Raw genomic sequence first — 23287 nt, 5'->3', positions numbered from 1 at the left:
TCCTTTTGATATAGTTTTAACCATTCACTTCAGACCAAGGCGTCAATTTACATTCCGGCATTTGTGGAATGTTTGAATAGACTTTTACCGTATCCCCCTTGCCAACAGGCGTTCCTGGAGCCGGCTCTTGCTTATATATCTTGGCGAAACCACCAGATCCATTAGGGCAACGATAAAGTTCTATCTTATAATCCACACTTTGGGATATTTTTTTCATTCTGCTTTCGAACTTACCAGTAAAATCGTCAAGAGGCTTGCCTTCTACACCGATTTTCACTTGAAACTTGGTGGTTTTATCAAACTTCTCTCCTACACCAGGAGAAATTTCCAATACCTTATCCTTTTCACCTTGACCATAAGTAAATTCCGGTTCGGGCAATCCTTTTTGCTTAACAAATTTTTCAACGTCTTGTTTCGTCTCCAAATTGTCAGGCACTACCCATTCCGTTTGCGCCTGCCCATCCGTTGGCTCATCACTGCCGCCACTGATCAAACCCCAAATCTTGTTGAAGCCCCAAATGCTGATGGTGAGGATCACGAATACCGTAAAGAGTCCGAATAAGAGCTTTTGCCACCAAGGGAGTTTGGCTTGCACGTTTTCCAACCAGACGACGGTGCGCTGGAAGATGGTTTGGTCGCCGCTGTTCGGCACGTTTTTCAGGCGCTCCAAGTTGGCCAATGTCTGGTCGCCCAGCCCCGGTTGCTTCTGCGTGTGGTTGGAGCGGATTTCCGGGCGTTGGATCGGCGAGCGGTAAGGCTCCCGTTCCCCTTTCATCGTGGCCACGGGATGATCGTTGTCGTCGTCCGCCAGCGGAATCGTTTGGTACATAGTCTTCTGCGCTGGTTTGGGAGAGCTGTTCCAGTTGGTCTCCATGCGCGGGCTCAGCTGCACGGCTTGTTGCAGGGCGTGCATCATCTCCCGGGCCGAAGCGAAGCGTTTGTTTGGGTCTTTATCCAGCGCCTTCATGATGATGTCCGCCATGTTGTCCGGTATCTTCTCATTGAAATGGCGCGGATCGTCCGGTTGTTCCTGCAAGTGCTTCAGGGCGATGGAAATCGCCGAGTCTCCGTCGAACGGCAGGCGCCCCGTCAACATCTCGTACAGCACAATCCCCAGTGAATAGAGATCGGATTTTTCCCCGATCACCCCGCCGCGCGCCTGCTCCGGCGAGAAGTAATGAACAGACCCCATCACCGAACCCTGCTGGGTAATCGTGGACGAGCTGGCGGCGCGGGCAATCCCGAAGTCGGTCACTTTGGCGCGCCCATTGGAACCGAGCAGGATATTATGCGGTTTGATGTCGCGGTGCACAATCTGATTTTCGTGCGCGTGCGCCAAGCCATCGCATATCTGCATCGCGATGTTGGCCGCCTCTTGCACGGGAAGCGGACCACGTTCCAAGATATACTGCTTCAAGGTGGGTCCCTCAACCAATTCCATCACGATGTAGTGGGTATACCCATCTTTCCCCACATCATAAACATTGACTACATTGGGGTGAGATAAACTTGCGGCGGCTTGCGCTTCCCTACTAAAGCGACGTATGAATTCTGAGTCGTTGCTAAGGGCTTCGCTCAGTACTTTGATCGCCACATAACGATGAAGGAGCAAGTCTTTTGCTTTATATACGACCGCCATCCCTCCGCCGCCGACACGGCTCACAATCTCGTACCGTCCCCCCAGCTTCTTCCCTTCCATCTGCATGGTCACCTCGTTCCTCCTTGAACCCGATTAAGATGTAGCCGACCTTCCTGTATGTTGTAGAAGAATTAGGGAAATGTTATCATTTCCACCAGCTTCTAAAGCCAGTTGGATCAACTTGTCTGCTTTCTCTTCTATATTCATGCTTGTGGATGACATGACAATGCCAATCTCCCGCTCGCTGACCATGGTGGTGAGCCCATCGGAACACAAGAGCAAGAGATCCCCATCCGACCATGGGGTGTTGATCAAATCCACTTCCACATCTTCGCTAGTGCCCACCGCGCGGACGATCATGTTGCGCTGCGGGTGGTTACGCGCTTCTTCCTCCGTGATCTGCCCATGCTTGCGCAGCAGGTTCACATAGGAATGATCTTCCGTCAATTGATACAAACCACCATTATGCAACACATACGCGCGGCTGTCGCCAACATGGGCCAAGACCACTTCATGCTCATCCACAATCGCGGCGATCGTGGTCGTCCCCATCCCTTGCATATGGCTATTCTCGGTAGCGAGCGTATAGACGCGTTCATTCGCCTTGCCGACCGCATGCAACAACAGGTCGCTTTTCTCATCAGTGGATACGTCGAGATCCTCCACCCTCAACACTTTTTGAATCGTATCCACCGCTTCACGGCTAGCGACATCACCAGCTTGGTGACCACCCATGCCATCCGCAACAATGGCAATCACTGCTCCGGATTTGGTGACAATCAGGCCGGTGCTGTCTTCGTTGAGATCGCGCACGCAACCGATGTCAGTACGCCGTGCCATCAACATCTCCGGTTACCCCTTTCCCTTTATTTAATTGTCCACTTGCTATGATCAATACAAAGAGAACTCGTCGCTGCATGTTCTGCTTCGTCCACTGGTTTGACTGTATGCAGCACGAATGCTGGTTTCAGGAGAAAAACCATTTACGAGTTTACATTACTATGCTTCGCCCTCAACTGTCCACATGCCGCATCGATATCGTGGCCGTGTTCTCTGCGGATGGTCGTATTCACACGATAAGAATCGAGGATGCGTTTAAACTCGAACACTTGATTTTTCGGCGTGCGTGTATAACCGCGCTCCGGCACATAGTTCACCGGGATCAAATTGACCAGGCAATTCATCCCTTTCAAGAGCTTGCCAAGTTCATGTGCGTGCTCGGGCTGGTCATTTTTGCCCCCGATTAAAGCATATTCAAAAGTGAGTCTACGCCCTGTCTTCTCCAAATAGTACCAACAGGCATCCAATAATTCTGCAAGCGGATAACGGCGGTTAATTGGCATCAATTTGGAACGGAGATCCGTATTCGGCGAATGGAGCGATATCGCCAGCCCCACTTGCCAATCCTCATCCGCAAAACGATAGATATTGGGTACGACCCCACTGGTTGAGACGGTGATATGTCGTTGTCCAATATGTAAGCCATGAGGATCGTTCATGATGCGAACAAAGTTCATGGTCGGCTCATAATTTTCAAATGGTTCGCCTGAACCCATCACCACGATGGACTTCACCCGCTCCCCCGTCTCATCCAGGTACTTCTGCGCTTGAACCACTTGCGCCACAATCTCGCCCGCGGACAAATTGCGCTTCAAACCGCCCAGGGTGGAGGCGCAAAAGGTGCATCCGACACGGCAACCGACTTGGGTGGTGACGCAGACGCTGATCCCATATTGATGGCGCATGATCACCGTTTCAATGGCATGTTTGTCATGCAGACCAAATAAAAACTTCACGGTCCCATCCGATGAGACTTGCGTGGTCAGCACATCCAACGGTTGCAGGTGAAACATTTCACTTAATCTTTCCCGCAAACCCTTGGGCAAGTTGGTCATTTCATCAAACGCATTCACCCGTTTGACATAGAGCCAGTCCATCACTTGCTTCGCGCGGAACTCTGGCTGTTTGTTTTCTGTCATCCAACTTTTCCATTCGGGAAAGGTCAGATCATATGCAAAAGGTTTCATCATTCATTCTCACCAGTTTCTTTAAACTACCGCAAGTTTTGAACAGACTGATCCCATTCAAAACTTTTCTTATTATATCATAGTACATGCGATTGAAAAGGGACAGGTCGTGAAGATTTTTTCACTCCTCTCCCTTGGTTATAGCGCTTTGAGTCCGATCCGTCCCACCTCGACCGCGTAGCGAATATGGATGGGCATGGATGGGAATTCTTTCTCCCAATTCATTTTCCTCCATATCTCCGGATAGAAAGCGTAGACCCGGTTGCGGATCAAAAACACATCTTGCTTCAATCCCTTTTGCGCCTTCCTCAACACTTCTGCGGCGGTTCGCTCATACGTTTTGGCGATCAGCTGATTCACGTTCTGAAACGCCTTTTCATCTTTCATGGTGAACGAGCACTCATTTTCCAGAACCACTCCCTTGACTCGAATGTCAATGGACGCCTCCGGTTTATTCGTTACATTTAATGCTTTCTCTATTTGTTTCGGTTCAAACACCAGCTTCCCTTTCTTGCCGGGACAATTGATGACAATGGGGTACCCCTGTATTTCTTCCCGAAAGTGCAGCACCGGATTTAATTCAACCTCGTTGAGAGTCCCGACCATCTTGTCGGAGCGAAAGACAGCCATGCCTTTATATTGGAAGCCATCCTTTCCAGGTTTGAAATAATAAAACATCGGCACTTGTTTTCCGGGATGGGACAGATCAACGAACACCTTTCCCAAGGTCATGTCGGATACTTTTTTCGCGGTGATCCCGCTTTCAATGAAATTGCGCAGATAGTAAGTCGGAATCTGTTCCAATTTGGGTTGCACCAACAAAGCGTCTTTGGCCTTCCCGTCGATGACGATGGGATACATGTGACGGCGGATCTCCGGACTGCGGCGGATCCAATCCATAAACGGGCGAACCCCTTCTCTGGCCACTCCCTCGCTGAATAAGAGGGTTTCCATATGACCAAAAAACAAGGGATAAATCGATTTGCGGTCCAGTTCGCCGATGGCCTCTTCAAGCGTGGTGCCTTCGCCCGAATAGACTTCCACCGCTCCGGGCCCACCTCCGCCGCCGCCTTCCCCCCCGCCTCCGCCGCCTCCGCTGGCGATTTGCCCCGGGTTGGGCACTTGCACGCTTACCTCATAACCGCCATCCTTCTTGTCGATTGCCATCGAAACCACAATCGATCTCATCTCAATCTCCTGATCATCCCAGCATCCCGTGAGCAGGGTGAGGCAGAAGATGCTAAGCACGCCCCTGTGCAGAAGACGCCTCAATTTGTGCCCCTCCTTTCTTCTTGCGAATGAGCGAAATAATGAGCAAGATGCCGGGAACGATGATTGCCACCGCCAAACTGTATATCCCCATCCATGAAGCATACGTTCCCACTTGTTTCACATTGGATGGGAGCACCGCAAGCCGATACAGAACAGGCACCATCAGCAGGGAAACCCACCGTCTCGTCCTCTCCCGCAAACGGAAGAATTCCATAACCATTTGCACGAAGCTCGTCTGCAAATTGACGATGGTAGTGAACACCGCAATCAGCCAGATCCCCAAAATGGCCGATTCCAACCGTTCAAACACCAGCGCTTTCAAGTTGATGGCCTTCACTACCTCCAACACGGGAACCAAAATTTTGCTGATCTCATCCTTGCCAAACACACTGAGCGACGTGAGGCAAGTGAACCAGTAAATGAATGTCGCCGCCAACACCGCGGCGGAGTGGGCTTTGAACCCCTTGTCCGGCTTGGCGTAGAACCCGCTGAACATCATGATCACCTTGTACCCCGCATACGAATAAGAGGCGCTCAACACGCCCTTTAAGACCATCATCCAGTTGGTTTGAAAGAGGGGAAACAGGTTCATCATTTCTCCTCTTTGGACAATGGAAATCACATAGAGCAGGATCGGCACAAACATGGTGGGCAGCAAAAACTCGTTGAACTTGGCAATCACCGCCGGATGGCTCCCCGCGGCAAACGCTCCCGCCACCAGGAAAACCAACATGATCGCCTCAATCGGTGTATTGACCAACACCGCCGTCACCACCACCTCACCGAAGACGCGGGTGCTGATCGCGATTCCCCCAACCCAAAACAGCACCACCGCCAACAGAAAGGGAACGCTCAAGAGCTTGCCCACCCTGTCACTCTTCTCACGGCCCAAGATGATAGGCGCGAACTGGACGACGCTCATGGCCGGAAACCTCCGGCACAGCCAACTGATCAGCGCACTGACCACCCATACGAAGAGACCGCTTAAGACAATCACCCACAGCATGTCATTGCCCGTAAACTGACCGACATCCCGTGGCAGACTGAGGACGCCCACGCCAACCATCGACGAAAAAACCACGGCAAACGCTTGATAAGGGGAGATCGTTTGATTGGAATCCGGTTCAGGACGAAGTTTGTTCATGCTCGTTTCTCCCTTCCTTGCGAATGGTGTCACTTGGGCGGTAAGCCGCGGGACGTCTGGTCATCCACTTCCACGGCACGCGCACGAATGAATCTCTCAGATCACGCAAATTGAGCGGGGCAAAGGGCGCCATATACGGTACGCCGAATGAGCGGAGTTGCACCAGATGCAGGATGAGCAGCATCGTTCCGAGCGTGATGCCATACAGGCCAAACGTCGCGGCCAGGATAATGAACAGGAACCGGAGCAAACGAATGGAGATCGCCGCATTATAGCTTGGATTGGCATAGGAGCTGATGGTTGTTAAGCCGACGACAATCACGATGGCCGGCGAGACCAGTCCGGCGGAAACGACCGCGTTCCCGATGACGAGCGCTCCCACAATCCCAATCGTCGGTCCGATGGGGCCTGGCAAACGAATGCTGGCTTCACGCAGGATCTCCACACTGATCTCCATCAAGAGGACTTCCAATGTAGCCGTGAAGGGCACGGATGCCCGTCCCGCCGCCATGGCGATCGCGAGGTTGGCCGGAATCATCTCAGGATGAAAGGAGACAAATGCAATATACAAAGCCGGCAATAATAAGGCGCTAACCATGCTGATCAACCGAATGAAGCGCAAAAAAGTGGTTTGGTAATATTTTTCGTAATAATCTTCCGGGCTGTAATAAAACTGGCTGAACACCGCCGGCGCAATCAGGGCGTGCGGCGTCCCTTCCACCAGGATCGCCACTTTGCCTTCCAAAAGATGGGCCACGACCGAATCGGGCCTTTCCGTGTTTTGCATCAGCGGAAAAGGGGTCCATATCTGGTCTTGGATCATCTCTTCGATGTAACCCGACTCCAACACCCCATCAACCTTGATCTCATTTATGCGGTCTTCCACTTTTTTCACAATATGAGAGTCGCTAATTCCTTCAATATAAAGCAACCCCACAGTTGTCTTGGTGCGTTTCCCCAGCGTGAAATATTTGACGCGGAAATTGGGATCGCGGAGCCGATGGCGGATCATCGCCAAGCTCCAACACATCGTCTCGCTGAGCCCTTCGCGCGGGCCGCGCACCACCGCTTCCGCCCTCGGTTCGGACACACTTCGCGCCGCCCAACCTTTGGTGCCCAAGATGAGCGCTTTGTCCATGCCGTCGATGAACAGCACTGTATCCGCGCTCAAGATCGCCTCCACAGCGGTCTTCAAATCATCCGCTTCTTTGGTTTCACCCACTTCCACCATGCTTTGGGTAACGATGGTCCAAAGTTCTTCCGCGCCTATTTGTTTTTCTTGGCTATTGATCATGGGGCGCAGCAAAAAGTTGTGCACAATCTCTTTGTTGACCAGCTCATCAATGAAAAGGACGGCGCACCCAATCTCTTCCCCGATGGTAAAGGAACGCGTGACCAAATCGGCGCAATCGCCCAACACGTTTTTAATAAAGTCGGCATTTTCTTTGGCGGTGGGCTTGATCGCTTCCGGACTCACCGCTTCTTCCATTTGCTTTTCAAAATGTTCATCCAGCATCCTCTGTTTTCTCTGTTCTTTCAAGCGCCAGATGCGATAAGATTTTTTCACCATAGACATCACCATCGTTAACTTCCCACCAAAAATGGAAGGATATGCATAACGACGCGCAAAAAAGGGAGGCCGCGCCCGGTCTCCCCGTATCTTTATTGGATATGGTTGTTTTTCTTTAACCAAGCTTGTTTGAACAGATAGAGCGAAACGAGAAAGAAGAGAACACTCAAGGTGAGGAAACAAATGATATAATTCATGATCTCCCCTTCCGGCACATTGGCGGCCAGCACCCACCCGACGAACTTGATCTCTTTCATTCCCACATGTACCGGACTCGTCCAAAGGTGCATTGCCTCATAACCAATCAACGTCCCGCAAAGAAATGACAAAAGGCCAAAGATGCGCAATATCATCGCCACCCATCCCCCCCAACACACACACTTCCTCTTTATAATAAAACAATTTTCGACAAAAATGTGACAAGCGAGGAACAAAAAATCGTTCGGGATCAAACCAACTGATGGCGATCACGATTGCGCAGACTCTGCACCCAGTTGGGGGACGGGGTGAATGGCTTAAGCCAAATCCATCAACATCACATGGGCTTCAGTCTGCCCTTCCACCGTGAGCTGATGAAGGTCGGTCACTTTTACGCTATCGCCCGCCTTGACTTCCTCTCCATTCACCAGACAGGCTCCCTGGATGACGAATAAGAAGAATCTCCGCCCCGGCGCTTGGCGATAAGAGAGCGACTTGCCCGATTCCAGCGTGGCCAGCTGCACGTTCACATCTTGATGGATGTGGAGGGCGTCACCGCCCTTTTGACCCGTAACGATCGGAATCCATTTATTTTTGCGCTCACGGACAGGAAAGCTTTTTTGGTCATAGCTCGGGGTAAGCCCTTGTTTGTTTGGATAAAACCAGATTTGCAGCAAATGGACCGGCTCCGTGTCGGAAGGATTGGTTTCGGAATGAAAAATACCCGTACCCGCGGTCATGCACTGCACTTCACCCGCCCGGATCACTTCTTTGTGCCCCATGCTATCCTGATGCTCTAACGACCCTGAGATCACATATGTCATAATCTCCATATTGTTGTGCGGATGAAGATCGAAACCCGTTCCAGGTGCCACGATATCATCGTTCAACACCCGGAGCGCACCGAAATGCAGGTTGTCGGGATCATAGTACTGGCCGAACGAAAAGCTGTGTTTTGTCTTTAACCAACCATAGTCGGCTTGAAAACGTTCTTCAGAACGGATAATCTCAAGCATGCTCCTGCCTCCATTAACTTATTTTTTGTAAGTATATTACTATACGTTGGGTATCATGTCAAACGGACCCACCCCTCGTTTCGTTAAAGAAAAAGACCCACTCCCTTTGAGTGAGTCTCCCCCCTGGTTTATCCTTTTTTCTTTAAGCGTGACATGAAGAACCCGTCGCTGCCAAAATGATGCGGCAACAGTTGCAGCCAGCCTTCTTCCACAATGGCCCGCTCTTTCACTTCGGGTGTCAGGCTCTTCCCCATCTCCGGATCCAGCTCGAATTCGGGATGGCGCTCCGTAAAAGCCAAAACCTGCTCTTTGTTTTCCCGCGGCTCCCACGTACATGTGCTATACACCAATACGCCCCCCGGCTTTAGCAACGGGGCCACTTCCTCCAGTAACTCCCGCTGCAACTGAACCAGCGAATCGATCGCTCTCGCCTCTTTGCTCCATTTGATGTCCGGTTTGCGCCGAATCACGCCCAACCCGGAACAAGGAGCGTCAAGCAAGATCGCATCAAAAGAGTCCGCCGGCCAATAGGCGCCGACTTGGCGCCCGTCAGCCTGCCGCTCCGCAATGATCGTGATTCCCAACCGCTCCGCATTGGCGCGAATGAGTTCCAATTTATGCTCATGGATGTCACAGGCAACGATCGAACCGCGATTTTGCATCAATTCGGCCAGATGGGTCGTTTTTCCGCCCGGGGCCGCACACACATCCAATACACGCATGCCGGGTTGGGGATTCAAGATGCGGCTGACCAGCATGGAACTTTCATCCTGAATCGTGCAAAGGCCCTCACGAAAAAAGGATGTGTATGCCGGATTGCCGCCCCGCTCAATAATCACCCCATCCGGCGCCAATGGCGATACGATCGCTTCTCCAAGGCCCGTTTGATTCCACTGTTCGGTGAATGCCGCACGATCCAGCTTGAGCGTATTGACCCGGACACTCACCTTTGGCGGAAGATGGTTGGACTGGAGCGCCCGCTCTGTCTCCTCCGGCCCATAAGCTTGTTCCATGCGCTTGACCATCCATTCTGGATGCGACAGGAGAAGCGCTTTTTCTTTAAGCGAAGCTGGTTGGGCCGACAATTGAAACTCCCCTCGCCTGCGCAAATAAGAGCGCAACACGCCATTCACTAGACTGGAAATCCCTTGATGGCCCCGCCGTTTGGCTATTTGCACCGCTTCATGCACGGCGGCCCTCTCCGGAATCTTGTCCAAATAGCGCAATTGATACAGGCTCATCCGCACCAATTGCCGCACCCATGGCTCCAAAGAGCGCAGCCCTTTTTTCACCAATCGGTTCCCAATCCAATCCAACGTGTTCAGCCGCCCGATGGTCCCATAGATGAGTTCCGTCGCCAGCCGTTTGTCCCGATCTTCCAGTCCGCTTTGGTGCAGGGCCTGGTTTAATGCCAGATTGCTGTATGCCTGATGTTGTTCCACCTGAAGCAATACATCAAGCGCGATGTCCCGTGCGGAAACCGTTTTTTTCATCATGCATCACCCAACCGTTCGCCCGCCTCCATCTGCCGTCCGCGCACAAATTCCGACACGGGCATCCGCTTCTTCCCTGCCGGTTGGACCTCTTTCAGGATGAGCGATCCCTCTCCGGTCGCAACCACAATGCCTTGCTCATCCAGTTTGGTAACCGTCCCCGGGGCCGCGTCAGCGCGCTCATCTGTGGCGATGGCCCACCAGATTTTAAACGGCTTTCCTTTCCATGTGGTGAAGGCCACAGGCCATGGGCAAAGCCCACGCACTTGGCACGCCAAGGCTTCAGCTGAACGGTTCCAGTCGATTCGCTCATCTTCCCGCTTGATGTTGGGGGCGAATGTGGCCTCGCTTTCCTCTTGCGGTTCCGCTTCGACCTGTCCACGCAGCAGGGCAGGCAAAATCTCTTTCAACAAGTCTGCCCCGAGTCGGCTCAGTTTATCATGCATCGTGCCGACATGGTCTTCAGGCGTCACCGGAATGGCCCGCTTGGCGATCATATCGCCTGCGTCCAACGCCTTGACCATATACATGATAGTGACGCCCGTCTCTTTTTCCCCGTTGATGAGTGCCCAATGGATCGGAGCACCCCCACGATATTTGGGCAGGAGCGAAGCATGCACATTGATGCATCCATGGCGCGGGGCTTGCAAGATCCGTTCCGGCAAGATTTGTCCATAAGCCGCGGTTACGATCAGGTCAGGCTCTAGCGACAGCACCTCTTCCAACGCTGCCGGGTCCCGCAACTTCTCGGGCTGGTACACGGGAATGCCAAATTGCTGCGCGGCCACCTTGACTGGCGGGGGCGTCAATTCCCGTTTCCGCCCTTTGGGACGGTCCGGTTGGGTCACCACGCCCACCACATCATACCCTTCTTCCACCAGCGCGCGAAGGGAGGGAACCGCGAAATCCGGGGTTCCCATGAAGACGATCCTCACTCGTTCGCTCAATCCGCTTCCCCCTCCGTTTCCGGACGGTACACCCTTTCCGCCACATCGATAAAGAGGATGCCGTTCAAGTGATCCACTTCATGCTGGAAAGCGCGTGCCAGGTAACCTTCCGCTTCTACTTCCATGGGATTGCCATATCGGTCCTGCCCCACCACTTTGATGTAATTCGCCCGGCGGACATCACCGATCAAGTTGGGGATGCTTAAGCAACCCTCCGGCGGAGTCAATTGTTCGCCCCGCTGTTCAACGATTTCCGGATTGACCATTTCAATCAGCCCCTCGCCGATGTCGACGACGATCACTCTTTTCAGAATCCCGACTTGCGGAGCGGCCAATCCCACGCCATTGGCATCATACATCGTTTCGGCCATGTCATCCAACAACTTGTGCAAGCGGTCATGAAACTTGGTTACTTGCTTGGCTTTGCTCTTCAACACCGGATCAGGGTATTGCACAATTTTACGTATCGCCATCTGATTCTCTCCTTTATCCTTTTTTCTGTTTCCCGTTACCATCCATCCCTTATTTCCATCAATTCTCCCGCATCACGGTCCACACTGATCCTGAGTTCGGGGTCATCAAACATCGCCACCACTTCACGCAACAACGGTTTCAACATGAGCGCATGGCCCCGTTCCGCCTGGTATTTCACGAGCATTTGCAAACGGTAACGATCCTTCAGGCGCGGAATCGGCGCGGGTACCGGACCGAGCAACTGGCACTCGGCCGGCATGCCGGTTTGAATCTGCCGAGCCATCTCTTGCCCTGTGCGCATCACTGTCACTCGATCGGGATGACTGATTAAAATCGTAAACAAACTACAATAAGGAGGATATTCATGTTGTTTGCGCATAAAACACTCTTGTTTATAAAATGTTTCCGTTTGATGGGAGGCGGCCAAATCAATGCTATAATGCTCTGCGCTGTACGTCTGGATAATCACTTTGCCCGGCTTCTCATGACGCCCCGCCCGACCGCTCACTTGGGTCAACAATTGGAACGTCCGCTCGGCGGCGCGGAAATCGGGCAGATGCAACATCGTGTCTGCCGCAATGACGCCCACCAAGGTTACCTTGGGAAAATCAAGTCCTTTCGCGATCATCTGCGTTCCGAGCAATACGTCCGCCTTTCCCTCGCCAAACGCCTTCAACAACCGCTCATGCGCCCCTTTGCGGCTGGTGGTGTCCACATCCATCCGAATGACACGAACACCCGGGAAACGGCGCGCCAATTCTTCTTCCACCCGTTGCGTTCCCGTTCCAAAGTGGCGAATATGCTGGCTTTGGCACGATGGGCACGTTTGGGGCACACGCTCTGCGTAACCGCAGTAGTGGCAGCGCACAGTCCGGTTGGTTTGGTGATAAGTGAGGGAGATGTCACAATGGGGGCACATCAGGGTTTCCCCACATTCACGACACATGACAAACGTGGAAAAGCCACGCCGATTTAAAAATAAGACCGCTTGTTCACCCCGCTCCACACAGGCCAGCAATTCTTCTCTCAAGGTGTCGCTGAACATCGTGCGGTTCCCTTTGCGCAATTCTTCCCGCATATCCACAATCTTCACGGCGGGAAAAGGGCGCCCATGCACACGCTCTTTGAGTGTCACCCACTCATGCATCCCCAAGCTGGCATGGTAATAAGTCTCCAAAGCGGGCGTCGCCGAGCCCAACACCAAGGTGGCCCCATGGTATTGCGCCCGCCATGCCGCCACTTCCCGGGCATGGTACTTCGGATTTTCCTCTTGTTTATATGAGGATTCATGTTCTTCGTCAATAATGATTAGACCCACCTGTTGAAACGGAGCGAAGATCGCCGAACGCGCCCCAATCGCCACTTTCACTTCACCCCGGCGGATTTTGCGCCATTCATCAAAGCGCTCACCACTCGATAAGCCGCTGTGCAAAACAGCCACCTGGTCGCCAAACCGTCCTTTAAACCTCTCAACCATTTGCGGTGTCAGTGAAATCTCCGGTACCAGCACAATCGCTTCTCGACCTGTGTTGAGCACTTCGGCAATCGCCTGAAGATAAACTTCCGTTTTGCCGCTCCCCGTAACGCCTTCCAGCAAGACTGAGCAATAACGGCGATCACGGATCGGTTGCACGATCGCCTGAAGGGCCTCCGCCTGTTCCTCCGTCAGGGACAAAGGCTTGGTGGGTTGAAACTTCCGGTCTTTAAAGGGATCGCGGTATTCTTCCCGCTCTTCCCATGCCAGCGCATCCAACTCCACCAACTTCTGAATGGTGGAACGAACCACTTGCAATTCCGTCAACAGGGAAGAAAGGGGAATTTCCTCCGGATGCCGGATAAAATAACGGAGCACCTCTTGTTGGCGCTTGGCCCGTCCAGACAATTGCTCCAGTGTTTGCTTTAATTGATTCACAGATTGCTTGGGCCGAACCCACATCACTTTTTGCCGTGTCACCCGATCCCCTATCCGTTCTTCCACCTGAATCCACTTGGCTTCAGCTAATTGCCGCAACAATGGGGCATCGTTCGCCACCAAGGTGAGCGCTTCGTCCCATAAGCACTCTTTTTTCTCCCGCAAATGGGTGAGGAGTGGCGCCGCTGATAGTGTAAGCAACGAATCGGCTTGGGCGTCGACTTCGGGATGGAGCCGCACCACTTTTTCATAGGTGCCTTTCAACACGGCCGGAACCATTGACGCGAGCGCCGTCATCGTGTGGCACATATATTCATCAGCCATAAAAAAACCGAGCCGCACCAACTCCGGCGTCAGGGGAGGCACAAAATCCAACACGTCCAAAATGGCTTTGAGCCGGGGCGTTTCCGCTTCATCCTTTAAACCGACGACATACCCCAACACCTTGCGCGGGCCAAAGGGCACCTTCACCCGGCATCCGAGCCGCACTTCGCTCATCAACGCTTCCGGAACCAGATAATCAAACGGCCGATCCGTCGCCTTGGTCGGCACATCGACGATCACCTGGGCAATGGACTTACTGCCGCTCATTCAACCGCTCTCCGATCAATTGTATGATCCGCTCCGCCACCTCACGCTTGCTTAAGCGGGGCAGGGCGCATACTTCCCCATGCCGGTCATATACCGTTACGATGTTGGTGTCTGTGCCGAACCCCGCTCCCGGTTGGGTGACATCGTTGGCCACAACCAAATCCTGCCCTTTTCGTTCCAGTTTGGCCTGGGCATACTCCGCCACATTGTCCGTTTCCGCGGCAAATCCGACAAACAACTGATGAGGCGCTTTGCGCTTTCCCACTTCACTCGCGATATCTTCCGTCTTCTCCAATTCCAACATCCACTCGCTCGTTCCCTTTTTCCGCTTCGATGTAAGCTCCACTTTGGGACGGTAATCGGCGACTGCCGCCGCTTTGATGATCACATCCACTTCCGGCAGCACCCGCATCACGGCTTCCTTCATCTCCCGTGTGCGGACAACATCAATCCGGGTCACGCCATCGGGTGTGGGGAGAGAGACCGGTCCGCTGACAAGGGTCACTTCCGCTCCCGCTGCCACCGCCGCTTCCGCCAGCGCATATCCCATCTTGCCTGAGGAGTAATTGGAGATGTAACGGACCGGATCAATGGGCTCTTGCGTCGGTCCCGCCGTGATTAACACTTTCTTGCCGGACAAAGGCCGATCTGCCTGAAAAAAGCGTTCCACCCACGCGACAATCTCTTCCGGTTCCGCCATCCTTCCCTGTCCCACATAACCGCAGGCCAGTTGTCCTTCCGCCGGGTCGATAAACCGAACACCGCGCGACTTAAGCCGCTTCATGTTTTCTTGCACAACCGCGTTTTGATACATATGTACATTCATCGCCGGCGCAACTACAATCGGGGCGCGAGTAGCCAACAGTGTCGTCGTCAACATGTCATCGCCCAACCCCAGCGCCAACTTGCCCATGAAGTTGGCCGTGGCGGGGGCGATCACGAATAAATCCGCATGATCGGCCAAGTCGATATGATTCACCACCGCCGGATTATGCTCATCAAACGTATCAACCGCGACATGGTGGCGGGACAAAATTTGCATCGTCAGGGGCGTGATGAATTGTGTGGCGGCAGTGGTCATGATCACGCGCACATCCACACCACGTTGCGTTAGCTGGCTTGCGATCGATGCCGCCTTAAATGCCGCAATTCCTCCAGTTACTCCTAAAACCACACGTTTCCCGCGCATGAACGTCCCCCTTTCTTCTATGGGTGCAGAACCTTGAGAAAATGAGCCCCATCGGGCTTTCTTGGAACGGAAGCAGGGGGACGCCCCCAATCAGCTTAGACTTAAGCCACGACTATAGGAAACGTCCCCACCTTTTAATCACCATGGTTATTTGCTTTGCTCACGATTTCCCAGCACCAGCAGATCCGCCGCGATCTCTTCCAAAGCGGCGCCCACATACTTTTTGGAGCGTGGCTTCAATTGTGGATCTTGACCATCCAACAATTGGCGCGCGCGTTTGGCGGCCACAACGACCAATGAATACTTGCTGTCCGCTTTAGTCATCAACTGGTCAATAGATGGATACAGCAAAACTTTTCCCTCCCATCTATTCACTAATGATCAATCGGTCTTTCCGACAGTGTTCCGCGAGGATGATCCCTTGAATCCGCTCACAGGCTTTTTCCACTTCGTCGTTGATGACCACATAATCATAGTGTTCAATTTGCTTTAGTTCATCGCTCGCGACATGCAAGCGGCTGGATAAAGAGGTTTCCGTCTCAGAACCGCGCCCCAGGATGCGCTTGCGCAAATCCTCAAAAGTAGGGGGAACAAGAAAAATAAAAATGCCTTGCGGAAACTTCTCCTTGACCTGAAGCGCGCCCTGCACTTCAATCTCCAACAAGATATCCTTTCCCGAAGCCAGTGTCTCTTCCACCGCCCGGCGCGGGGTCCCATAATAGTTCCCTACGTATTGAGCCCATTCAATCAGCTCATCATGTTCGATCATGTTTTGGAATTCCGGTACCGTCTTAAAGAAGTAATTAACCCCCTCCACTTCGCCTTCACGCGGCGCGCGTGTCGTGGCCGACACCGAATAAGTGAGGCCGGGCATCCGTTTGCGCAAAGCCGCGCAAACCGTTCCTTTTCCTACTCCAGACGGACCCGAAACAACAATCAATAGTCCTTCTTTTTGATAATCGGCTCTCATGGTTAGTCCTTCCTACTCTACCATCTCTTCAGGTTGTTCTTTGCTGGCCAAACGATGCGCCACCGTCTCCGGCTGGACAGCCGACAAGATCACATGATCACTATCGGTGATAATCACCGCCCGTGTCCGCCGGCCATATGTAGCATCAATCAGCACCCCGCGTTCACGGGCTTCTTGAATGATGCGCTTGATTGGCGCAGAATCTGGGCTCACAATAGAAACAATGCGATTTGCCGAAACGATATTCCCAAAACCGATATTAATTAATTTGATCCCCAAGCGTGAGTACCTCCTTGCCCATTATCTCATGTTTGTCAAATGGGGTTGCTTTCTTCTCAAATGCACCTATTGATCCTACTAGGCTATTTTAGTCACTTTTCATATGAGAATCAATGTTTTACTCGATATTTTGCACCTGTTCTTTCATTTTTTCAAGTACGCTCTTGCAATCGACCACATAGGCGCTGATGGTGTGCAGATTGGCTTTCGCACCAATCGTGTTCACTTCGCGGTTCATCTCTTGCACCAGAAAATCAAGGCGCCGCCCCACGGGCTCGTTTTGGCATAAGGCCGCCTGAAATTGCTCGGCATGGCTTTTCAAGCGGGTCAATTCCTCCGTAATATCCGCTTTTTCCACCCAAACCGCCACTTCCGTGACGACGCGCTCGGGGGGCGTGTCCACATCGGCCAGCATTTCTTTTAAGCGGGTCATCAACCGACCTTCCACATGCGCCTTGATCCGGGGCACTTCCGCTTCGATTCGCTGGACGTACCTCCGCAGTTCGGCCAATCTTCCCGCCACATCTTCCGCCAGGCGGAACCCTTCGCTCCGACGCATCTCCTTCAAGCGGGCGCACGCCTGTTCCACAGCTTGAAGCAAAGCTCCCTTATGTTCTTCAATATCCCACTTGGCCTCTTCAATCATCCAAAAATCTGGTTTATGTATGAGATCCGCCAATGTTAAACGGGGTTCAATCCCCCACTTATGTTGCAACTCGGCACCGGCCGCCACAAAACTTTCAACCAATCGCCAATCGATCTCCACTTTTCGCTCCGGCGGTGCAGTCCCTTCCAGTGAAATAAAGACATCGACCCGCCCCCGGCGCACCACTTTTTGCACTTGTCTGCGCACAGGCTCCTCTAAAGCCATCCATCCTTGAGGCAGGCGTACCATCACTTCCAAAAAGCGATGGTTGACTGAACGGATCTCAGCCGTGACGCGGAATTCATCCGTTTCCACTTCTCCTCGTCCATATCCCGTCATACTGGTCACAGTCATCTTCTCTTCCATTGCCACCACGAAAACTCACACTCTTTTCTTCCAATTCCATTCCAATTATTACCAAGATAAAGGAAATCATCCCTTTTTCTGTCAACCCAATCAATTCCTGTTGGTCGAATTTATGCCCAGTTCCTGATAGAATAGTGCATTGTAGAAAAAGGTATAGAAGGATGTTGACGACATGTCCAACAAACTTGTAAAAGGAACCGTTATCTTAAGTGTAGCAACATTGTTCACGAAAATCATCGGCAGTTTATTCTGGGCTCCTTTTCAGAATATCGCCGGTGATGAAACCGTTGGGCTCTATCGTATTTCTTTTCCATTTTATACGATTTTGCTCATGATTGCTTCAGCCGGGATTCCCATCACCGTATCCAAGTTTGTGGCTGAACGTTTATCCAACAACGATTGGGCGGGCGCGCGTCGCGTGTTAAAAGCCGCTTCCCTGATTCTGAGCGTCAGCGGCCTCATCGCCTTCTCTCTCTTGTTCTTTGGCTCAACGTTTATAGCCAAGGTGATGCTGAACAATCCGGAAACGGAATCTTCACTCAGAGTGCTTGCATGCGCCATTCTGTTCGTGCCCATCATGGCCGTTTATCGCGGATATTTCCAAGGACACCAACACATGATGCCGACAGGAATATCCCAAGTGATCGAGCAAGTGGTGCGGGTGGGGACGGTGATCGGCCTCACTTATTGGATGGTTCAGGCACATTACCCCCGGGAAACCGTGGCGGCGGGGGCCACCTCCGGGGCGTTGACGGGAGCCATCGCGGGGTTGTTGGTCGTTTTGTGGTATAATGGCCGCGATCTGAAGCAAGCCAAGTGGTCTGACCTTCAAACAACCTCATCCAAAGAACAGTTGGTTCCGCTGGCCAAGAAAATTTTGCGATATGCCATTCCGATTTCCCTCGCTTCCCTGGTATTGCCTTTAATCGGCCTGATCGATTCCTTTACGGTCCCCCGTCTGCTGATGGCTGAAGGGAACTCGGCAAGCATGACCAATACCTTGTTTGGCATTTATAGTCGGGGAGAACCGTTTGTCAATGTGATCTCCACATTCTCTTCATCCCTGACGCTGGCTTTGATCCCGGCCATCTCCGCCCATGTGGCCAAACGGGAGATGGAGGCGGTGGAGCACAAAACTCAGCAAGCGTGGTTGATGACGACGATCATCAGCCTGCCCGCTTGCATCATACTGGCGATTCTGGCCCGGCCGCTCAATGTGATGATGTACCAGGATGATGCCGGCACCATCACTTTGTCCATCTTGGCTTTCTCGTCGATCTTCAGCACCTTGGCCGTGACCAGTTCAGGCATCCTGCAAGGACTGGGCTACAATAAGGTTCCTGTAAGGCACTTGTTGATTGGGGCCGTATGCAAAGTGATCGGAAACTTCTTCTTCATCCCGATGTTGGGCATTTCCGGCTCCGCTTTGGCCATGGTTTTGGCTTATCTGGTCGTCTGCGTGTTGAATATGTGGATGGTGATCCGCACAACCGGAGTGAAACTGTCGCTTACCCGGCAATTCATCAAGCCGGGCTTCTCCACTCTGCTGATGGGAATCGTGCTGGCCGGCGCTTATCTATTCACAGACAATACGATGGATCTCGCTCACGCCTCCCGCCTGACCAATACGCTGGTGGCCTTGGGCCTGTGCGTCATTGCGGGCGTGATATACTTCATCACTTTAATCGTCAGCAAGACCATCACCGAACAAGAGTTGCGCATGTTTCCCATGGGCACGCGACTCGTTCGTCTGTTTTCCCAAATGAAATTGATTCGTCCTTCCAAATCGGATATCACCGTCTAGATGGAGAGCCGCGCCCCTTTGGCGCGGCTTTTTCGCATGCATATTTTTCTCCTTCCGTTCCACACTATGCTCTAGACGAATTCATCATAGGAAAGGAGCAATTCCCCATGAACCTAAGCAGACGGGATGATCACCATTCAGTCAACCATCCCCTCACCCGATTGCACGATGAGATTACACGCACATTTGAACGTTTTTTCGAAAACCCTTTGCTTACGCAGCCCATGCCGTATATGCCCGCGATCAACATGAAAGAAGAAGCGGAGCGATTTGTGATTGAGGCGGAGCTCCCCGGCATCGATCCCAACATGGTTGAAATCGAGGCGCATGGGCAAACGTTGATCATCAAAGGGGAGCATAAGCGGACAGAACAAAAGAAAGAAGAGCGCATGCACCGGGTGGAGCGCAGATACGGTTCTTTCCATCGGTCAATCACGCTCCCGGAGTACGCCAATCTGGACCATGTCACCGCCGAATATGAACATGGCCTGTTAACCATCACTGTTCCCAAGCATACGGAGCCGACACCCCGCCGCATCGAAATCAAAAAACGGGAAGCCTGAACATAAAAGAAAAGGCATCCCCCAGTTAGGGGAATGCCTTAAGCTTGCTGACAAATTGGCCTCGGAGTCGATTTTTGAGTCTGCGTTCCTTGGTCGCCTTATCGGGAAGTAGCTCCGTCGCCGAACTCCGGCGCGGGCCTGTCCTCGTGAGCTTGAGGGCAAAGTCACTATCGTTCTTAGGACTACCCGCTTTTCTCCTTCGTTCGGCACTCCGCTTTCAAAAATCTTCCTCCTCTAGGGTTTTGAAAGCGCCCCCAGTTAGAGGGATGCCTTTCTCTTGTCTTCACGTCTTTTATTTCACCGAAGAAGACGATTCATTCAAAAGCGAATGTTTCCGGGAGTAAGTGAAGTAAACCACCAGACCGATCAAGAGCCACACACCAAAGGCGATCCAAGTGATAACCGCCAATTTAGAGATCAAGAACAAGCATGAACCCACGGCGATCAACGGAATAACCGGCACACCCGGACAGCGGAAAGCGCGCGGCAAATCGGGTTGGGTCTTGCGAAGAACAATGACTCCAACGGAAACCAGCGCAAAGGCAGTCAACGTTCCGATGTTAACCAGCTCCGCCAATTTGTCCAGCGGCAAGAGAGCGCCGATGAATGCGGCGATCGTGCCCAAAATCCACGTGCTGTTGAACGGCGTTTTATACTTCGGATGCACATGGGAAAATGCTTTCGGCAACAAGCCGTCACGGGACATGGAGAAGAAAATCCGCGTTTGCCCGTACAGCATGACCAGAATAACGGTGGTCATCCCCATGATCGCGCCCAGGTCAATCAATCCCGCGACCCAGTTTTGTCCAGCCAGTTGCAAGACGAGGGATACAGGGTGATCCTCATGGCCCTTAAATTGGGCGAATGGTACAACCCCGGTCATGATGGCGGTGACGATCACGTAGAGAACCGTACAAATCCCCAAGGACCACAATAAACCTCTTGGCAGGTCCCGTTTCGGGTTGCGGGTTTCTTCCGCCGCCGACGCAACCGCGTCAAAGCCCACATAGGCGAAGAACACCAATGCCGCGGCCTGAAAAATGCCATCCATGCCAAATGGGGTGAACGGTTCCCAGTTGGCCGGTTTCACATAACCAACCCCGACCACGATAAAGAGAACAACAACGGCGACTTTGATCAAAACCATGATGTTATTGACCCGTTTTGATTCCGTAATCCCACGGGACAACAGGAACGTGATCAGCATGACAATCAAGAACGCCGGCAGGTTGAAGTATGTGATAACGCCTTCTTTGGCACCGGGCGCGGCGGTTAAGGCATCAGGCAGATGGATGCCGAATCCGCCCAGCAACGATTGGAAATACCCTGACCATCCGACGGACACCGAACTGACCGCGAAGAGATACTCCAGCACCAAGTCCCATCCGATGATCCAAGCGATGAATTCACCCAACGTCGCGTAACTGTAGGTGTAAACCGAACCTGAAATCGGCACCAACGAAGCGAACTCCGCGTAAGCCAATGCGGCAAAGGCACACGCCAGACCGGCGATGACAAACGAGATGATCAACCCAGGACCCGCTGTCAAAGCACCCGTTCCGGTCAAAACGAAAATCCCCGTACCGATAATCGCCCCGATCCCCAAGAGCGTCAAATCCCATGCGCCCAAATCGCGTTTCAGCTTACCCTTGCTCTGCGCTTCGTTTAAAAGCGAGTTAATGTTTTTCGTTCGAAATAAACTCATGGCAAACTCCCCTCCTGCATAAACAATGTTAATCTTATGATTTTTCTGTCCGATGAAAAATAATAAACAAGACCATATTGTTAACCAATTGTGAAAATTTATGATTGCACAAAAACACATTGGTCAGCGAATAAATTTATCTACTAACTTCGCCAACTGATCCTTATTTTCCTCGATGATTCCCGTACGGCCAACTGCCCTCCCTGAATTTTTAAACAATTGCACCACTTCTAAATAACAAACCATTTCATTGTATTTGTTTATTAAGATGTTATTAAGAAATGGTTTAATTTCATTACTATAATAAAAAAAACAAAGAGGTTTTTCAACCCCTTTCAATTAAAAAAACAGTTTAATATATTATTTTATTTTGGATTAATAAACAATTTCTTCCAGAAATCGCGTGTCTAACTTCTTTACAACAGCGGTGACCAATTGCAACGCTTGCTCAAAGTCGCGTCTGGCCATGACGGAGTTGTGGCTGTGCACATACCGGGTGGGGAAACCAATGGTAACTGTGGGACAACCGATACCATGCAAGTGGAACTTACCTCCGTCCGTCCCGCCACCCATCAGCGCATCCAGTTGCACACGGATGCCCAGTTCTTCAGCCGTATCCAACACCAGGTCTCGCAACTTGCCATGGCCGATCATAAAGTGATCCATGAGGAACAGGCACGGCCCTTCACCCATATCCACTTGGGCTGGATAATTTTCAAACCCCGGCGTGTCATAAGCCAAGCCGACATCCAACGCAAAAGCGATATCTGGTTGCACGAGATGGGCCAACGCACCCGCGCCGCGCAAACCCACTTCTTCTTGCACAGTCGCTCCCGCGTAGATGGTATTGGGATGGCTCTCTCCCTGAAGTTGCCGTAGCACTTCGACCGCCAACGCACACCCCGCCCGGTTATCCAGTGCCTTGCCACACCACCATTCCCCATTGCGCATTGTGAAAAAATCAGATGCCGGAACGACCGGATCGCCCAGGCGGATGCCCATTTCTTCCACTTCTGCCCGGCTTTTCGCGCCGACATCGATAAACATCTCTTTCAGGTCGAGCAAACGGTTCTTCTCGTCCGCCCCCAACGCGTGGAGTGCCTTGGAACCGATAATCCCAATATGATCCCCCTTGCGCGATTGAACGGTTACCCGATGGCCAAGCAGGTTATGCGACCACCAACCTCCCAATTGCTGAAACCGCAAAAAACCATTGTCCGTGATCCTTGTCACCATAAAACCAATCTCGTCCAAATGGCCCGCCAATAGAATGCGGGGACCGTTTGCGTCGCCTGTTTTCTTCGCCACAATCCCGCCCATCCGGTCTCTTAGGATCTCTTCTGACAAAGGGGCCAAGTATTGTTCCATCTTGGTGCGCACCTCTCGTTCAAATCCAGGTACGCCATTGGCTTCGCTTAAATCTTTCATCATTTTCTCTAGCTGATCCATATCGGTTCCTCCCTATGTCCTCAGCATAAGCAG

General features: G+C 52.2%; 21 protein-coding genes. 2 read left to right on the top strand and 19 right to left on the bottom strand.

The window, feature by feature from the left end:
• Positions 1–16: 16 nt before the first annotated feature.
• The 17 genes from pknB to ACFQNG_RS14880 all read right to left on the bottom strand — a co-directional run bounded on the left by pknB (position 17) and on the right by ACFQNG_RS14880 (position 17721).
• Positions 17–1699, bottom strand: coding sequence for a Stk1 family PASTA domain-containing Ser/Thr kinase (pknB, locus tag ACFQNG_RS14960; protein ID WP_379866306.1), 1683 nt, complete (start codon positions 1697–1699; stop codon positions 17–19).
• Between the two features lie 33 nt (positions 1700–1732).
• Positions 1733–2485 carry a Stp1/IreP family PP2C-type Ser/Thr phosphatase gene (locus ACFQNG_RS14955; protein WP_379866223.1) on the bottom strand — a complete coding sequence of 251 codons (753 nt, stop codon included), beginning with the start codon at positions 2483–2485 and terminating at the stop codon, positions 1733–1735.
• 137 nt (positions 2486–2622) lie between these two features.
• Positions 2623–3666, bottom strand: a complete 1044-nt coding sequence (gene rlmN, locus ACFQNG_RS14950; protein ID WP_379866221.1) for a dual-specificity RNA methyltransferase RlmN — start codon at positions 3664–3666, stop codon at positions 2623–2625.
• 138 nt (positions 3667–3804) lie between these two features.
• Positions 3805–4938: a Ger(x)C family spore germination protein gene (locus tag ACFQNG_RS14945; RefSeq protein ID WP_379866219.1), complete on the bottom strand. Its 1134-nt coding sequence runs from the start codon at positions 4936–4938 to the stop codon at positions 3805–3807.
• The gene (locus tag ACFQNG_RS14940; RefSeq protein WP_379866217.1) at positions 4907–6082 is read right to left on the bottom strand and encodes a GerAB/ArcD/ProY family transporter; all 1176 of its coding nucleotides are present in this window, start codon (positions 6080–6082) and stop codon (positions 4907–4909) included. The genes ACFQNG_RS14945 and ACFQNG_RS14940 overlap by 32 nt, the downstream gene beginning before the upstream one ends.
• Positions 6063–7649, bottom strand: a complete 1587-nt coding sequence (locus ACFQNG_RS14935; RefSeq protein WP_417498503.1) for a spore germination protein — start codon at positions 7647–7649, stop codon at positions 6063–6065. The genes ACFQNG_RS14940 and ACFQNG_RS14935 overlap by 20 nt, the downstream gene beginning before the upstream one ends.
• Positions 7650–7744: 95 nt before the next feature.
• Complete coding sequence (locus ACFQNG_RS14930; RefSeq protein WP_379866216.1) at positions 7745–8011, bottom strand: hypothetical protein; 267 nt, start codon at positions 8009–8011, stop codon at positions 7745–7747.
• A 156-nt stretch (positions 8012–8167) separates the two neighbouring features.
• Positions 8168–8866, bottom strand: a complete 699-nt coding sequence (locus tag ACFQNG_RS14925) for a pirin family protein (protein WP_379866215.1) — start codon at positions 8864–8866, stop codon at positions 8168–8170.
• Positions 8867–8994: 128 nt separating this feature from the next.
• Complete coding sequence (gene rsmB / locus ACFQNG_RS14920) at positions 8995–10359, bottom strand: 16S rRNA (cytosine(967)-C(5))-methyltransferase RsmB (RefSeq protein ID WP_379866213.1); 1365 nt, start codon at positions 10357–10359, stop codon at positions 8995–8997.
• Positions 10359–11279: a methionyl-tRNA formyltransferase gene (gene fmt / locus ACFQNG_RS14915; protein ID WP_379866304.1), complete on the bottom strand. Its 921-nt coding sequence runs from the start codon at positions 11277–11279 to the stop codon at positions 10359–10361. Before fmt ends, rsmB begins: the two co-directional genes overlap by 1 nt.
• 23 nt (positions 11280–11302) lie before the next feature.
• Positions 11303–11779, bottom strand: coding sequence for a peptide deformylase (def, locus tag ACFQNG_RS14910; protein ID WP_379866212.1), 477 nt, complete (start codon positions 11777–11779; stop codon positions 11303–11305).
• Positions 11780–11814: 35 nt separating this feature from the next.
• Positions 11815–14283 carry a primosomal protein N' gene (gene priA / locus ACFQNG_RS14905; RefSeq protein WP_379866210.1) on the bottom strand — a complete coding sequence of 823 codons (2469 nt, stop codon included), beginning with the start codon at positions 14281–14283 and terminating at the stop codon, positions 11815–11817.
• A complete protein-coding gene (gene coaBC / locus ACFQNG_RS14900; protein ID WP_379866209.1) occupies positions 14270–15472 on the bottom strand; it encodes a bifunctional phosphopantothenoylcysteine decarboxylase/phosphopantothenate--cysteine ligase CoaBC in 1203 nt (400 codons plus the stop codon). Before coaBC ends, priA begins: the two co-directional genes overlap by 14 nt.
• 147 nt (positions 15473–15619) lie before the next feature.
• Positions 15620–15823, bottom strand: coding sequence for a DNA-directed RNA polymerase subunit omega (gene rpoZ, locus ACFQNG_RS14895; protein WP_379866207.1), 204 nt, complete (start codon positions 15821–15823; stop codon positions 15620–15622).
• A 16-nt stretch (positions 15824–15839) separates the two neighbouring features.
• Entirely contained in the window at positions 15840–16442 is a 603-nt protein-coding gene (gmk, locus tag ACFQNG_RS14890) for a guanylate kinase (protein ID WP_379866205.1), read from the bottom strand.
• A 12-nt stretch (positions 16443–16454) separates the two neighbouring features.
• Positions 16455–16721: an extracellular matrix/biofilm regulator RemA gene (gene remA, locus ACFQNG_RS14885; RefSeq protein WP_379866203.1), complete on the bottom strand. Its 267-nt coding sequence runs from the start codon at positions 16719–16721 to the stop codon at positions 16455–16457.
• A gap of 118 nt (positions 16722–16839) precedes the next feature.
• Positions 16840–17721 carry a YicC/YloC family endoribonuclease gene (locus tag ACFQNG_RS14880; protein ID WP_379866202.1) on the bottom strand — a complete coding sequence of 294 codons (882 nt, stop codon included), beginning with the start codon at positions 17719–17721 and terminating at the stop codon, positions 16840–16842.
• Between the two features lie 184 nt (positions 17722–17905).
• Here ACFQNG_RS14880 and ACFQNG_RS14875 point away from each other — a divergent pair, with 184 nt between their 5' ends.
• Together ACFQNG_RS14875 and ACFQNG_RS14870 are read left to right on the top strand one after the other, a co-directional pair.
• A complete protein-coding gene (locus ACFQNG_RS14875; protein ID WP_379866200.1) occupies positions 17906–19537 on the top strand; it encodes a putative polysaccharide biosynthesis protein in 1632 nt (543 codons plus the stop codon).
• Between the two features lie 107 nt (positions 19538–19644).
• Positions 19645–20100 (top strand): Hsp20/alpha crystallin family protein, encoded by a 456-nt coding sequence (locus tag ACFQNG_RS14870; protein WP_379866199.1) that lies wholly within the window; start codon positions 19645–19647, stop codon positions 20098–20100.
• A 292-nt stretch (positions 20101–20392) separates the two neighbouring features.
• Here ACFQNG_RS14870 and ACFQNG_RS14865 read toward each other — a convergent pair whose 3' ends face one another.
• Both ACFQNG_RS14865 and ACFQNG_RS14860 read right to left on the bottom strand, forming a co-directional pair.
• Positions 20393–21805, bottom strand: a complete 1413-nt coding sequence (locus ACFQNG_RS14865) for an amino acid transporter (RefSeq protein ID WP_379866197.1) — start codon at positions 21803–21805, stop codon at positions 20393–20395.
• A gap of 375 nt (positions 21806–22180) precedes the next feature.
• Entirely contained in the window at positions 22181–23254 is a 1074-nt protein-coding gene (locus ACFQNG_RS14860; protein ID WP_379866195.1) for a M42 family metallopeptidase, read from the bottom strand.
• Between the last annotated feature and the right edge of the window lie 33 nt (positions 23255–23287).

Origin of the sequence: Laceyella putida (assembly GCF_042665195.1) — a bacterium.
Lineage (GTDB): Bacteria > Bacillota > Bacilli > Thermoactinomycetales > Thermoactinomycetaceae > Laceyella > Laceyella putida.
The sequence above is the reverse complement of the archived record's forward strand: the minus strand, read 5'-3'. Positions and strand labels throughout refer to the sequence as shown.

What these genes read in the sequence shown, in the direction of transcription:
- ACFQNG_RS14875 (WP_379866200.1), top strand. Translation starts at nt 17,906, where the DNA reads ATGTCCAACAAACTTGTAAAAGGAACCGTTATCTTAAGTGTAGCAACA.
- ACFQNG_RS14860 (WP_379866195.1), bottom strand. Translation starts at nt 23,254, where the DNA reads ATGGATCAGCTAGAGAAAATGATGAAAGATTTAAGCGAAGCCAATGGC.
- gmk (WP_379866205.1), bottom strand. Translation starts at nt 16,442, where the DNA reads ATGAGAGCCGATTATCAAAAAGAAGGACTATTGATTGTTGTTTCGGGT.
- ACFQNG_RS14870 (WP_379866199.1), top strand. Translation starts at nt 19,645, where the DNA reads ATGAACCTAAGCAGACGGGATGATCACCATTCAGTCAACCATCCCCTC.
- ACFQNG_RS14955 (WP_379866223.1), bottom strand. Translation starts at nt 2,485, where the DNA reads ATGTTGATGGCACGGCGTACTGACATCGGTTGCGTGCGCGATCTCAAC.
- rsmB (WP_379866213.1), bottom strand. Translation starts at nt 10,359, where the DNA reads ATGAAAAAAACGGTTTCCGCACGGGACATCGCGCTTGATGTATTGCTT.
- coaBC (WP_379866209.1), bottom strand. Translation starts at nt 15,472, where the DNA reads ATGCGCGGGAAACGTGTGGTTTTAGGAGTAACTGGAGGAATTGCGGCA.
- rlmN (WP_379866221.1), bottom strand. Translation starts at nt 3,666, where the DNA reads ATGAAACCTTTTGCATATGATCTGACCTTTCCCGAATGGAAAAGTTGG.
- fmt (WP_379866304.1), bottom strand. Translation starts at nt 11,279, where the DNA reads ATGGGAACCCCGGATTTCGCGGTTCCCTCCCTTCGCGCGCTGGTGGAA.
- ACFQNG_RS14940 (WP_379866217.1), bottom strand. Translation starts at nt 6,082, where the DNA reads ATGAACAAACTTCGTCCTGAACCGGATTCCAATCAAACGATCTCCCCT.
- pknB (WP_379866306.1), bottom strand. Translation starts at nt 1,699, where the DNA reads ATGGAAGGGAAGAAGCTGGGGGGACGGTACGAGATTGTGAGCCGTGTC.
- ACFQNG_RS14865 (WP_379866197.1), bottom strand. Translation starts at nt 21,805, where the DNA reads ATGAGTTTATTTCGAACGAAAAACATTAACTCGCTTTTAAACGAAGCG.
- def (WP_379866212.1), bottom strand. Translation starts at nt 11,779, where the DNA reads ATGGCGATACGTAAAATTGTGCAATACCCTGATCCGGTGTTGAAGAGC.
- ACFQNG_RS14925 (WP_379866215.1), bottom strand. Translation starts at nt 8,866, where the DNA reads ATGCTTGAGATTATCCGTTCTGAAGAACGTTTTCAAGCCGACTATGGT.
- ACFQNG_RS14880 (WP_379866202.1), bottom strand. Translation starts at nt 17,721, where the DNA reads ATGACTGTGACCAGTATGACGGGATATGGACGAGGAGAAGTGGAAACG.
- priA (WP_379866210.1), bottom strand. Translation starts at nt 14,283, where the DNA reads ATGAGCGGCAGTAAGTCCATTGCCCAGGTGATCGTCGATGTGCCGACC.